Source organism: Catenulispora yoronensis (assembly GCF_039531695.1).
GTDB lineage: Bacteria > Actinomycetota > Actinomycetes > Streptomycetales > Catenulisporaceae > Catenulispora > Catenulispora yoronensis.
This window is the reverse complement of record NZ_BAAAQN010000008.1, coordinates 89,260-102,012: the sequence shown is the minus strand read 5'-3', so window position 1 is coordinate 102,012 and position 12,753 is coordinate 89,260. Positions and strand designations below refer to the sequence as shown.

Below are 12,753 nucleotides of genomic sequence, written 5' to 3'. Positions count from 1 at the left end.
GCCTCCGTGCCAGTCGGATGCAGGCCGCATGCGGCCTGCTTGTTCGGCATATGAAAAGACATGGACGAAAGCCCCGTCAAGAGTGGTCAACGACGGAATCCGTATAGAAAAGCGGACATAGCACTGCGCCATTGACCAGCTATTTGATCTTCAGCAGAGTGGATCATTCCTGATCGCCGCCGACCGCATTTCATTCCCAGCCAGATCGTTCCGCCCGCCTTGGATCACAAGGCGACGGATCCAGGAGACCACCGCCGAAACTCGCCCGCCGCCAGCGCGCCGCCGACCGCTACCGTTGTCCGTCATGGAAGGCCCCGGGCGGTACCCGCGCCTCACCCGCCGCCGCGACGTCGGCACCGCGAGCGCGCGGTCGCTGCTGATGACGCTGCTCGGCGAGTACGTCCTGCCGCGCGACCGGCCGACGTGGACCTCGGTCGTGGTGGAGGCCCTGGCCGCGCTCGGCGTCGAGGAGAAGGCGGCCCGCCAGGCGCTGGCCCGCTGCGCCGCCGAGGGCTGGATCGGCTCCGAGCGCGACGGCCGCCGGGTGCACTGGAGCCTCACCGAGCCGGGCCGCCGCCGGCTGACCGAGAGCGGCGCGCGAATACTCGCCTTCGGGCGGGAGACCGCGGAGTGGGACGGCCGCTGGCTGGTGATCATGGTGACCGTGCCCGATCCGCACCGCGATCTGCGGCAGCAGCTGCGGACCCGGCTCACGTGGGCCGGCTTCGGCTCCCCCGAGCCCGGCGTCTGGATCAGCCCGGACCCGACCCGCGAGCGCGAGGCCGCCGAGGTGATCGAGGCGCTGGGCCTGGGCGGCGCGATGTCGTTCACCGCCGCGTACGGCGGCATAGGCAGCCAGGCCGCGATGGTCGCGCGGGCGTGGGATCTCAGTGCGCTGGAAGCACGGTACGAGGACTTCGCCGCCGAGTTCGGCGCGTTGCGGCCCGACGACGACGCGGCGGCACTTCGGGCGCAGACCCGGCTGGTGCACGAGTGGCAGCGGTTCCCGTTCCTCGATCCGCGGCTGCCGCGCGAGTTGCTGCCGGAGGCGTGGAGCGGGGCCAAGGCCGTCGACGTGTTCCATGCCCGGCACACTGAATGGGACGCCGCGGCGCAGCGCGGATGGGAAGCGCTGGAGAGCGAGGCGGTGCAGGTCTTGTAGGACCGCGCGGGGGCCGCACGGGGGCCGCCCACGCTGCGGTCGTATCAATCGACCAGTGGCCGATGGCGTGTCGCCCTCCGACCGTGACTCGTTGTTCCTCACGTGCACGTTGCTGACCAGGAAGAACAGAAGACAGAGAGCGCCGGGCGCCTGGCCCGGCGAGTGGTTCGGGCTGCTCGGGCGGTCCGGGCGGGCCGCCCCATGCCGGGACCGCGCCGGGATCCGGACCGTCGCGTCCCCGTCGCCACGGGCTCCGGCCCCCATCCGCCCCATAGCCCGGCCGGCGGTGCGACGCGCGATCCGGACCGCGGTCCGGCCGGCGGTCCCGCCGACGCCCCGACCCGCCCGACCCGCCCGACCCCCCTCGGTACCGACGCCCGGCTGGCGGTGGCGGCCGCGACGCTGTCCGCCCTCGTCTTCCTGGCCTGTCACCGGGCCCTGATCGACGACAGCTACATCACTCTGGGCTTCGTTCGCAACGTCGCCCTCCACGGCCACTGGGGCCTGATCAGCAGCCGGGTCAGCAACACCGCCACCTCGCCCCTGAACGTCCTGGTCCTCGCCGCGGTCACGGTCGTGGTCCGCAGCCCGGTCGGGGCGGTCGGCATCGTCGAGGTCGCGGCGGCGACCGCCACCTCGCTCCTGCTCGGCCGCACTCTCGCCGCCCGCGGGCTGCCCCGCTGGCCGAGCCTGGTGGCGGTGGTCATCACGGTGCTGAACCCGATCGTGGTCTCCTCCACCGGCCTGGAATCGGCCCTCGCAGTGGCCCTGATCACCGCCCTGCTCGCCGCCGCGGTGTCCGGCCGGGCCGGGGCCTTCGGGGCGATCAGCGCACTGCTGTTCCTCACCCGCGGCGACCTGGTCGTGATCCCGGCGGTGCTGGCCCTGGGCAGCCGGCAGCTGTGGCCGGGCAAGGGCCGCATGCTCGCGGCGGCGGCCGCGGTGGCCCTGCCGTGGACGGCGTGGAGCTGGTGGTTCCTCGCCTCCGCCGTGCCGGACACGCTGCTGATCAAGATGGACTTCGGCGGCTGGTCCAAGCTCGGCCACGACTGGTTCTTCGCCGACGGCCTGGTGCTCTACCTGCGGATGTACCCGCTGGCGACGACGATCTCGCTGCTCGGGGTCGCCGCCGGGCTGCTGACGCTCGGCGGGTTCTGGACCGGACGGCTGCGGATCCGGCTGCGGGCGCGGCCGCCCCAGGGGAGTCCGGCCGCTCCGGCCTCGGCCCCCTTCGCCCTCCTGGCCCTCGCCGGCGTCCTGCACTGGGGCGTCTACAGCCTCCTCGGCGTGGCTCCCTACCACTGGTACTACGCGCCCCTGGTCGCCACGCTCGGCATCTGGACGGCCGCCGTCATCGCCGCCGCGTGGCCCCGCCGCCGCGCGCTCGCCGCCGGCCTGGCGGCCGCGGTCGCCGCGCCGGTGCTGGTCTTCCTCGCGAGCCTCGGCGCCGCGTGGCAGGTCATGCCGATCACCACCAACTGGGGCCTGCCCGGGCAGTACCGGGCGATCGGCCACGCGGTCGGCCGCGCCGTCGGCGCGGCCGGCGTCGGCACCCCCGGGGAGGTCGGGACCATCGCGTACTACTGCGACTGCCAGATCTCCGACTCGTTCTCCGACCGCGCGCTGATCATGCCGATGATCGAGCAGGCCCGTGACGGCGCCGGCCTGGAGGCGTGGCTGTGGCGGCTGAACTACGCGCGGGCGCCGCACCACCTGGATCCGCTGCCGACCGTCTTCCAGATGAGCACCTCCCCCACCTCCGCCGGGCACAAGGCGGCCTGGCGCGTGGTCACGCCGTGGAATCCGGGCGTGGTCTCGTTCGTCACGATGGACGGACCGTTCCGGTGAGCGCGACCGAAGTACGGGAGCCCGGGCCGGCGCCCGCCCGTTCCGCGCGCCCGGGTCGCTCTGGCCGCTCAGGCCACCCGGGCCGCCGCCCGCGCCTGTTCGACCGCTTCGGCCACGGCCGGGCCAACGGCCGCCGCCGGATCTGGCTGATGGCCTTCGCCGGCTTCTTCCTCATGGGGACGGCGTGGGCGCTGGCGCTGCCGGTGGAGGGCAACACCGACGAGATCGCGCACGCCGAGCGCGCCTACGCGGTCGCGACCGGCCAGTGGTTGGGCCATCCCTCGCACGCCGTGCTCAACCGGCCCGGCGCGATCTTCGAGGTTCCGCGCAGCCTGGTCCCGCTCAACGCCGAGTGCATGTTCCACCCGAGCGTCGTGGCGTCGTGCCAGCGGTGGACCTCCGACCACGGCCTGGCCCGCGCCAACTCCTGGACCGGCCGGTACAGCCCGCTGTACTACCTGCCGGTGGGCCTGCCCATGCGGGTGTGGCCGAACGAGACCGGCGTGATCGCCGGCCGGATCGTGTCGGCCGCGCTGAGCGCCGTGCTGCTGGCCACCGCGATCACGCTGGCGACGTTCGTCGGGTCGCGGCTGCTGATCCTCGCGGTGCTGGCGGCGGCCACCCCCTCGGCGGTGAACCTGGCCGGCGCGGTGAACCCCAACGGGTTCGAGATCAGCGCCGGGATCCTGTTCTGGACCTGCACGGTCGTGATGCTGCGCGGCCCGGACACCGGACTGCCGCCGGGCCGGACCCGGCGGGTCGCGGACTGGGCCACGCTGGCCGGCTTCATCCTGCTCACCACCCGGGCGCTGGGTCCGGTGTGGTGCGCCGCGACGCTGGCGGCGGCCGCGCTGCTGGCCGACCGCGCGCACCTGCGGCAGCTGCGGGCGATCGGCGGCTGGCCGCACCGGTTCGCGGCGCTGGCGGCCGGCGCCCTGGGCGGGCTGGCCTGGAACCTGGCGGCGCACAACTTCGAGTACTACAAGATCGACTCCGTCGCCGCCGACCGCCGCCACGGCCTGATCGGGCGGACGCTGGCCGAGAACATCACGGGACTGCTGAACGTCCGGGCCGAGGGGTGGGTGCGGGGCGTGGTCGGCGTGGCGGGCCAGGCCGACTACTACGCGCCGCTGTGGCTGGACCTGGCCTGGTACGGCTTGATCTTCGCCATCGTCACCCTGGCCATGGTGACCGCGCCGCGCCGCTGGCGACTGGTGATCGGCCTGATCGGCGCAGCGACCTTCCTGCTGACCGCCGCCCTGGAGCTGCGCTACCTGCAGATGCTCGGCTGGACCCAGATGAGCCGGTACTTCATGCCGTTCTTCGCGGGCATGTGGATCCTGGCCGGCGGCGCGGTCCCGGCCGGGACCGTCCCGCTGGACGCCGAGCGGCGGCTGCTGCGCACCGGCTCGACGGTGATGGCGGTGTGTCAGCTCTCGTGGCTGGCCCTGGTCATGAACCGGTACCAGAACGGGTTCTACGCCACGGTGAACCCGTTCTCGGGCAAGTGGACCCCGACGGTCGGCGTGGTCCCGCCGCTGGCGGTCATGACGGTCGGGATCGCGTGCACGATGTGGGTGGCGCGGTGGAGGCGGCTGGCGGCCGGGGCGGTGGGATCCGGGTCGATGGGATCCGGATCGCTGGGCTCCCCCAGTTCCCCCGGCTCATCCGGCACATCCGGCTCATCCGCCTCGTCCGCCCGCTCGTCCGCCTACAGCGGCACCCTCTCGAACACACCCCACTGCGACACCCCGCCCTTGACGTAGGACCGCTGGAGCGCGAACGAGTCCGGCAGATCCTTGAGATAGATCAAATGGGTGTGCGGGCTGGACCGCCGCTGATTCACCCCGGCCCGCTCCATGACCCGGCACAGCCAGTCCATGTGCGGCACCGGGGTCGTCACCATCAGCTTGCCGCCCGGCTTGAGCAGGGCCGCCAGCGCCTCGTAGAAGTCGCCGTGCTCGATGACCTCGAACGCGACGATGGCGTCGAAGGAGTTGGCGGCCAGGCCCAGCGCCTGCCAGTCGTTGATGTCGCCGTGCACGAAGGCGTGCGGCAGGGGCGCGGCGGGCTGCAGGATGTCGATGCCGGTCAGGTCGGTCCAGCCGTGCCGGACGGCGTGCTCGCCGAACCAGCCGTCGGCACATCCGACTTCGAGGATCCTCGCGTCCTTGGGAAGCTGGCCGAGGAAGTACTGGAGCTTGGCACGCCTGGCCAGCTTGCTGAGAAAGGGCATGAGACGACAATAATCGGCGAAAAAGGTCATCCCGCCGGAGGACGCGCGGCCGGTCACCCGGCCGAGTCAATCGGGTGAGTCCTCTGAGCAACGCGGCCGCGGCCGGCCCGGCGGTCGGCATCGCGGCAGGCACCGCGGCAGGCACCGCGGTCGAAACCCTGTTCAGCGGCACGGACGAGCAGTACCGAAGGGCCCTGTAAACGTTCTACACTTCTCACGCGCGACTGCCGACATGCTGTCGAACATCATCGTCCATTACCATTCTCCAGATCTTTATGTGCGGGGGGACGTGGATGGGCGGCGATGGCTAGCGAGCAGAACACCGTTCTGACGACGGCGAAGATCCTGATCGCCGGCGGCTTCGGCGTGGGCAAGACCACGCTGGTCGGCTCGGTCTCCGAGATCGAGCCGCTGACCACCGAGGCGGAGATGACCTCGGTGGGGCGAGGCATCGACGACACCGTCGGCGTGCCCGCGAAGACCGCGACCACCGTCGCCTTCGACTTCGGCCGCCTGTCCCTGGCCGACGACCTGATCCTGTACCTGTTCGGCACCCCCGGCCAGGAACGCTTCTGGTTCCTGTGGGAGGAGCTGGCCCGCGGCGCGGTCGGCGCCGTGGTGCTGGCCGACGTCCGCCGCCTGGCCGACGCCTTCGCCGCCATCGACTTCTTCGAGCACCGCGGCATGCCCCACGTCGTGGCCGTGAACCAGTTCGACGGCGCGCGCACCTACAGCGAGGACGCGCTGCGCGAGGCACTGGCCATTCCGGCCAGCACGCCGGTGCTGCTGTGCGACGCCCGCAGCCGGGATTCGACGGTGACGGTGCTGCTGGCGCTGGTGGAGCACGCGGTGAAGTGGCGCGCGGCTGAGCAGGAATGAAGCGCTGTAGTGCGGAAAGGCGGCCGGCGGCGGCGTGGCGGCAAGGCGGGCGGCACCCGCGCCGCGTCGCCGCCCCCGCGTCCCCGCCCCGCTTGTCGGAGCCCCCGCCTACGATGGACCCGTGCAAGATCTGGTGATCGGCGAAGACGGCCTGACCCGCTGCGGCTGGGCCGGCACCGGCGGCGACTACGCGCAGTACCACGACGAGGAATGGGGCCGCACCCTCCACGGCGACGACGCGATGTTCGAACGCCTCTCCCTGGAGGGCTTCCAAGCCGGCCTGGCCTGGATCACCGTCCTGCGCAAACGCGAGGCCTTCCGCGCCGCCTTCCACCACTTCCGCATCACCGCCGTGGCCGCCCTCACCCCCGACGACGTCGACCGCCTCCTCCAGGACCCCGGCATCATCCGCAGCCGCGCCAAGATCGAGTCCGCGATCCACAACGCCCGCACGGTCCAGACCCTCGAAGGCGGCCTCGACACCTTCCTCTGGTCCTTCGCCCCACCCGAACCCCGCCCCAAACGCCTCACCAGCTTCAGCGAAGCCCCCACCGTCACCCCGGAGTCCACCGCCATGGCCAAGGCCCTGAAGAAGGCCGGCGTGAAGTTCATCGGCCCCACCTCCGCCTACGCCCTCATGCAGGCCACGGGCATGGTCGACGACCACCTCGCCGGCTGCCACCGCGCAGCGGACTGACCAGGGCGGACACCCCCGGAACGCCCCGCACGAGGACCGTTCGACACCCGTCCGGCCCACCCGCCGGATGGTCACGAACCCCCTCGTGGATCTGCTAATGTTTCACCCGTCAACGCGACACCGGCAAGATCAAGCGCCGCTAGCTCAATAGGCAGAGCAGCGGACTCTTAATCCGCGGGTTCGGGGTTCAAGTCCCTGGCGGCGCACCCGTAGCTAGACCCCTGGCAGCATGGCTGACCAGGGGTTTTGTGTTTTGGGCCGCGAGAAGGTCGAACATCTTGACGATCAGTCGACTTCATGGACCAGGACCGGTCCAGGAGTCGGGTCGCCGTCGACAGCGCTCCCGCGGCAGAGCACCCTGATGACCCTGTCCGTTTTGTTCTGCACCCCAGAGATGGTCCAGGGATCTTGAAAACGACGGTCCAGGGATCGACTCGAAGCACCCCTCCTGCCTGCATATTCCCCTCGGCCCTGGATCCGGACAGGCCGAAACCACCTGTGAGGGTGAACACCCGATCGGAATCCACCCGCCCCTCCCCCGCAGCCTCTCCGGCCGCGTCCTGACGGTCCCGGAGCCGGGCCAGCGCGACCACACAACGTTCACCAGCACCAGCCGCTCACGCTGCGGGCCCGGGTCCGCAGCCGCGTCGAGGCTCGCGTGGCCACCGCTACGCCGGCATCAACGCCAACTGCTCCTGCGCACGCCGCCACCCGGCCATGCCCCGGCGATGCCAGGCCGCCTTCGCTTCCGACTCGACCCGGCGCCGGGCCGCATTGTCGGCCTTGGCCGCCTCCGCCCGAAGACTTCCCGCAACGGCCAGTCTCACAGTGGGACTCGCGGTCCAGGTTGGGGATAGGTCTCCACGGAAGCTCCTACCACCCCATTGGGTTGGGGACGCGGCTGGCGGGTGGTTGGCCTTTCAGTGCGGCGTGTCTGCGGTGGTGATTGTAGGTGTGCAGCCATCCGGGTAATGCGGCGCGTCGTTCGGCTTCGTTGATGCAGGGGCGGGCGTAGGCTCATTTATCCATCAGGGTTCTGTTGAATCGTTCGACTTTGCCGTTGGTCTGTTGCCGGTAGGGGCGGGTGCCTTTGTGGGCAATCCCCTGCCGAGCCTGGCGCACGGGCCGGAGCTGTTGTTGGGGGCGGAGGCGTGGTTGTTGTGGTTGCCGGTTGCACGCCCCGGCATCCGGTGGCCGCCGCCGTCGGGGATGTTGCCGAGCTTCTCGATGTCGACGTGCACCAGGTCGCCGGGGACGTCGCATTCGTAGCGGCGGGCGACGCGCCCGGTGGCCCGGTCCAGGCGGGACAGCCGGGCCAGCCGGTAGCGGGTCAGGACCCGGTGCACAGTGGCGGGGTTCAGGTGCAGCAGGAACGCGATCCGGGCTGGTCCCCAGCGCCGGGCCAGCCGGACCTTGATGATCCGCCGCTCGGTGCGGGTCGGGGTCCTGCGCGGGCTGTGGTACGGCCGCGAGGACTGGTCGGTCATCCCGGCCACGCCGGACAGTCGCCAGCGGTCGGCCCAGCGCTTGGCCGTGGTCGGGGACACCTGGAAGCGCTCGGCTGCCCGGCGCAGCGGCCAGCCGTCCTCGACGATCAAGCGGGCCAGACGTTCGCGTCCGGTCGGGGCCAGCGGTGCATTAGCGTGGGTCATGAAGGCCTTCCGGCTTCGGCGTGCGAGTTTGGTCGCTACACACCGAGCCAGAAGGCCTCGTCACCAACCTCAGTGGTCAGTACAGCTAGGCGATCAGGGCGGCGCGGTCGAAGCCGCCAAGAGCCGCGAGATCCTCGCTACGCGCGAATGGGCAGACAACTGCTCAGCGGCGGAGTGCTTCGACAGGTTCAATGCGGGCTGCTCGTAAGGCTGGATACGTCCCCGCGAGCAGACCGACAACAGCGCCGAGCAAGGGTGCAGGCAGGACTGTGGCCGGGTCCAGGACAGCTGTCCAATGACGGGTCATCGCGACCACGACCACGGTGGCGATGCCCAGCGATGTCCCGATCAGGCCGCCAAGAGCGCCGATCGCGGTGGATTCGGTGAGGAACTGGGCGGCGACATGACGGGGGCGCGCCCCGACGGAGCGGCGCAGACCGATCTCGCTGGTACGTTCCAGGACCGAGACAAGTGTCGTGTTGGCGATGCCGACCGCACCGATGATCAGTGTGATACCGGCGAGGAGTAGAAACAGCGTATTGAGAGACTCGGTAACATGGTCCTTGAGCGAGTGGGGATCGGTTGGTGCGATGATTTTGAACCGTTCGGGATGTTCTGGGGACAATGCCAGCCCGACCTCGGAAGCAACCTGTTGTGCCGCACCGAGCCTGGTCTCAATCAGCATGTGGGCCGGGGAGCTTGACTGCGGTAGGCCGAACTGCACGGTCGCCGCCGTGGTGGGGATGATGACGCCAGGCAGCAATTCGGGATGGCGCTGCAGATCCGAGACAATGCCGACGATCAGGTACGGGACGCCGTTGATGAACACGGCTGGCTGAGCATCAAGGCGGGTGATTCCCAGACGCTGGGCGGCGGAGTCCGATAGGACGGCCACGTGTTCGCCGCGTTTCGCGGTGAAGTCGTCGAACGCCCGGCCTTGCGAAATCGTGGGGCCCATCGCGGCCAAGGCCTCAGGGGTGGCGGTGTAGACATCGATTTGAACGCCCTGGTAATCGGTTTCGGAAGCGATCGAGACTGGGGGGTTAGCGGTGACGGTCAGGGGTCGGCCGCTCTCAGTGCCCTGGACTTTCCACCACACGCCAGCGTGGACAGTGCCGTTCAGGTGCTCGACGCGGGCGTCTGCGTCGAGCGGGAAGTCATAGGTGGTCGCGTTGCCGACAGCGAAGGCCGCTGGATCGGCAGTGTCGTCGATGTCGATCTGGGTGGCCGACAACACAGAGAATGCCGCAGAGATCTGGCTGCCGGCGGTCGACGTCAGCCCGAGGATCGTGACGAACGCGCCGACTCCGAGCACTGTGCCGAGCATGGTCAAAAGGGTGCGTGCCGGACGCTGGACCAGACCGGCGATGGCTTCGGAGCCGAGTTCGTACACACGGGGGCGGCTACGCTCGATCAACGGGTAGTGGACATGGCCGGTTCGTCTACCGAGCACGGGTCACCACCGGGATAATGGAATCGGTCACCGTCGATCGCATCGCCGAGGTCGTCACCGCCGCTGGCTGCTGCTCGGTGAGTTCGCCGTCCTGGATCATCACGGTGCGCTGCGCTCGCTCGGCAACTGCGGGATCGTGGGTAATCACCATGAGCGTGACACCGCCGGCAACCAGTTCCTCAAGCAGATCAAGTACCTGCTTGGCAGTCCGGGAGTCCAAGTTGCCGGTCGGCTCATCGGCCAACAGCAGCGCAGGTTTGTTGACCAGGGCGCGCGCTATTGCCACACGCTGGCGTTCGCCACCGGACAGTATCGAGGGCAGTGCGCCGAGCCGATGTTCGAGCCCGACGATTGTGAGGGCACTGACCGCGTCAGCACGTCGCTCGGCCCTACGCCGCCGATCGGTATAGAGCTGCGCGAGCATGACGTTCTCGACGGCAGTGCGGTGCGGCATCAGATGAAAGGCTTGGAAGACGAAACCTATCCGCCGGCCGCGCAATGCCGTGCGATCACGTTCGTTGAGTGTGGCGGTGTCGAAACCATCCAGCAGCAGCTGACCGCCGGTAGGCCGGTCGAGCAACCCCAGCAGGTTCAACAGCGTCGATTTGCCGGATCCCGACGGCCCGATGATCGCTACGTGCTCACCGACGCGAACCGTCAGATCGGTGGGCCGCAGCGCAGCAATAGGCGGCGGTCCGGGATAGGTTCGCGCCAGCCTGCGCAGCTCAAGGAGAGGCGGGTCAGAGGACATGGCCTGCCCACCAGATCGCTCGTCGCGGTTCACCGTTGAGCCTGCCCGATGACGACCGCGTCGCCCTGGTGCAGGAGATCCGCGCCGACCGGCGTGACCTCGACGTCGCCGTCCGCACTTGCTCCGGCGGTCACCGGGATCCGTCTTTGCGTTCCGTCCGCGGCGAGGACCGTCAACGTGCTCTGCCCGTCGGCACCGGTCGACACCGCGGACAGCGGCACGGCAAGCACGGCGCCGGACGTGGCCGCGTTGACGATCGTGACGCGCACGTCCTGCCCGGCCCACGCCGCGGGTAGCGGCGAATCCGGCGTCACAGTCATCGGATAGCCCGGCAGTCGCGGTGTCTGCGGGTTTCCACTGCCGCTCGTCCCCGTTGTCTGCCCACCGTTCGTCCCGCTCGCGCCGTTCGTTCCGGAGTTCTGTCCGTCAGCGGATTGCCCGCCCGGCGTGCTGCCGTCGTTGTACTGTCCGATCAGGGTGACCGTCCCGGTCGCGGTCTGACCGCCCAGGGCCTCGGCGGTCAGGTGAACCTTCGTCCCGGGCTTGACCAGTGTGTCCTGCCCGGGCTGAAGGGCAGAGGTAACGACGAGCTGGCCGGACTCGAGTGTCAGCAGTGTGCCGGCAACGGTGCTGCCCAGCGTGGCGTTCAGCTTGGCCAGCCGAATCGGGAAAGATGGCACGAACACAACTTCGGATGCCGGCAGCATCGGCCCGGTCGCTGCGATCAGGTCTCGCTGCTTCTGTCCGGCCTTCTCGAGGTCCTCGAGAGCATTGTTATAAGTGGTCTGTGCTGCCCGCTGCGCATCCCGGGCAGCTTGGAGAGCCGTCTGGGCCGCCGGAAGACTCGGACTCGCGCCGATTTCTGGCGGGGTGGAAGGCTGTGAAGATCCATTCTTCGCGGCGGCCAGCGCCTGGTTTGCCTTTTGAAGCATGCTGTGGGCTGTGTCGACGGCACGCTGCTGCGCCGTAACCGCGTCGGCGGCGCCCTGCAGCGCGGCCTTGTCATCAGAGCCGTTCGCCCCGCCCGTCGTGGGAACGGGATATCCCAGGTGGGTGTACAGCGCCGTTAGAGCGCCCTTCGTCCCAGGGCCGAAATGGCCGGCCCCGTCCGGAGCGCAGTCGTGACCGAGTTGCTTCAAAGCAGCTTGGAGCTGCGCGATGTCGGGCCCATCCATCCCCGGCTTGAGATCCCGGTAGGCGGGTACCGCGCCGGACAGTGCGATGATCGGGCGCCCTGACACCTCGACCAACACCTGCCCGGCACGAATCTGGTCACCGACCTTGCCGTAGAGCTTGGATACCACCAACGAAAGAGCCCCGTCGGCCGACGAACCGCCGCCGGCCGGAGCGATCGCGATGCTCCCCCCGGCCGCGACAGTGCCGCGGGTCGTGATGGTACTGGCCAAGACCATTTTCACCACCGTGGCAGTCAGTACCGAGGGCTTCGGCGGTTTGGTCTCAGCGGCCAGCTGAGCCGGGGATTTGATCAAAGTTGAGGCGGCCAGGCCGCCGACGGCAGCTGTCGCGGCGATACATGCGGTGACCAGGAACCCCCGTTGCCTCCGTACGGTCTTCGACAGGCCGGTAAAGGCAATAGCGGAGCTGTCGTGGGACACCGGCACGGCCGACGACTCGGTACGCGCATCCACGACGAAGCCCTGTTCGGTGTTTGCCGAATCCACGCGCGACCGCCCGTTCTGTTCAGTGGCCCGAGTCCGGCCCGCAGCCCTCGGTTCGGCGAATGAGCCGCAGGACCCTGCGCCAGGCTGCCCGCATCGAGCGACGGCTGTCAAATAAATCAGAACTCTGAGATAGTTACCGATCCGTTACATACAACCGATCGCAAGTGGACGACCTGCCCGTTCGCGCACAATTCAGCCACTTCCGCTATCCGGTATGGGGCGATACCACCGTTTTGATTGCCCCCAAAGCAGCTGGAATCCAACCTTGCCGGGTGGAAGCCGATTGACACCGTGTCACGGGAGTCGTGATGCTTACGGTCAGTCACACTGACGTCGCGAAGAGCACGACGCGTCGCGACACCGGTGGCCTCGCTCTGGCAAGCGGGACCACTG

At 69.4% G+C, this 12,753-nt stretch carries 10 protein-coding genes, 1 tRNA gene and 1 pseudogene; 7 read left to right on the top strand and 5 right to left on the bottom strand.

Going from position 1 to position 12,753, the window contains the following annotated elements:
• Window positions 1–304: 304 nt before the first annotated feature.
• The 3 genes from ABD481_RS09440 (at window position 305) to ABD481_RS09430 (ending at window position 4,776) form a co-directional block, all read left to right on the top strand.
• On the top strand, window positions 305–1,162 hold the full coding sequence (locus ABD481_RS09440; protein ID WP_344665178.1) for a PaaX family transcriptional regulator: 858 nt from the start codon (window positions 305–307) through the stop codon (window positions 1,160–1,162).
• A 201-nt stretch (window positions 1,163–1,363) separates the two neighbouring features.
• A complete protein-coding gene (locus tag ABD481_RS09435) occupies window positions 1,364–3,010 on the top strand; it encodes a hypothetical protein (RefSeq protein WP_344665177.1) in 1,647 nt (548 codons plus the stop codon).
• A complete protein-coding gene (locus ABD481_RS09430) occupies window positions 3,007–4,776 on the top strand; it encodes a DUF2142 domain-containing protein (protein WP_344665176.1) in 1,770 nt (589 codons plus the stop codon). Before ABD481_RS09435 ends, ABD481_RS09430 begins: the two co-directional genes overlap by 4 nt.
• On the opposite strand, the gene ABD481_RS09425 is transcribed toward ABD481_RS09430, so the two are convergent.
• Entirely contained in the window at window positions 4,722–5,246 is a 525-nt protein-coding gene (locus ABD481_RS09425; protein ID WP_344665175.1) for a class I SAM-dependent methyltransferase, read from the bottom strand. The two genes, ABD481_RS09430 and ABD481_RS09425, sit on opposite strands and share 55 nt — an antisense overlap.
• Before the next feature lie 74 nt (window positions 5,247–5,320).
• Here ABD481_RS09425 and ABD481_RS09420 point away from each other — a divergent pair, with 74 nt between their 5' ends.
• The 4 genes from ABD481_RS09420 (at window position 5,321) to ABD481_RS09405 (ending at window position 7,028) form a co-directional block, all read left to right on the top strand.
• Window positions 5,321–5,446, top strand: coding sequence for a hypothetical protein (locus ABD481_RS09420; RefSeq protein WP_344665174.1), 126 nt, complete (start codon window positions 5,321–5,323; stop codon window positions 5,444–5,446).
• 103 nt (window positions 5,447–5,549) lie between these two features.
• Entirely contained in the window at window positions 5,550–6,125 is a 576-nt protein-coding gene (locus tag ABD481_RS09415) for a GTP-binding protein (protein ID WP_344665173.1), read from the top strand.
• A gap of 121 nt (window positions 6,126–6,246) precedes the next feature.
• A complete protein-coding gene (locus tag ABD481_RS09410) occupies window positions 6,247–6,822 on the top strand; it encodes a DNA-3-methyladenine glycosylase I (RefSeq protein ID WP_344665172.1) in 576 nt (191 codons plus the stop codon).
• Between the two features lie 133 nt (window positions 6,823–6,955).
• Window positions 6,956–7,028: transfer RNA gene (locus ABD481_RS09405), tRNA-Lys, on the top strand.
• Between the two features lie 667 nt (window positions 7,029–7,695).
• Here the strand turns inward: ABD481_RS09405 and ABD481_RS09400 are convergent.
• The 4 genes and pseudogenes from ABD481_RS09400 to ABD481_RS09385 form a co-directional block, all read right to left on the bottom strand.
• Window positions 7,696–8,474: pseudogene (locus ABD481_RS09400) on the bottom strand (integrase core domain-containing protein).
• Between the two features lie 163 nt (window positions 8,475–8,637).
• Entirely contained in the window at window positions 8,638–9,867 is a 1,230-nt protein-coding gene (locus ABD481_RS09395; RefSeq protein WP_344665171.1) for an ABC transporter permease, read from the bottom strand.
• A 49-nt stretch (window positions 9,868–9,916) separates the two neighbouring features.
• Window positions 9,917–10,678, bottom strand: coding sequence for an ABC transporter ATP-binding protein (locus tag ABD481_RS09390; protein ID WP_344665170.1), 762 nt, complete (start codon window positions 10,676–10,678; stop codon window positions 9,917–9,919).
• Between the two features lie 29 nt (window positions 10,679–10,707).
• A complete protein-coding gene (locus ABD481_RS09385) occupies window positions 10,708–12,360 on the bottom strand; it encodes a permuted SH3 domain-containing protein (protein WP_344665169.1) in 1,653 nt (550 codons plus the stop codon).
• Window positions 12,361–12,753: the final 393 nt, after the last annotated feature.

What these genes read in the sequence shown, in the direction of transcription:
- ABD481_RS09425 (WP_344665175.1), bottom strand. Translation starts at nt 5,246, where the DNA reads ATGCCCTTTCTCAGCAAGCTGGCCAGGCGTGCCAAGCTCCAGTACTTC.
- ABD481_RS09415 (WP_344665173.1), top strand. Translation starts at nt 5,550, where the DNA reads ATGGCTAGCGAGCAGAACACCGTTCTGACGACGGCGAAGATCCTGATC.
- ABD481_RS09435 (WP_344665177.1), top strand. Translation starts at nt 1,364, where the DNA reads ATGCCGGGACCGCGCCGGGATCCGGACCGTCGCGTCCCCGTCGCCACG.
- ABD481_RS09390 (WP_344665170.1), bottom strand. Translation starts at nt 10,678, where the DNA reads ATGTCCTCTGACCCGCCTCTCCTTGAGCTGCGCAGGCTGGCGCGAACC.
- ABD481_RS09440 (WP_344665178.1), top strand. Translation starts at nt 305, where the DNA reads ATGGAAGGCCCCGGGCGGTACCCGCGCCTCACCCGCCGCCGCGACGTC.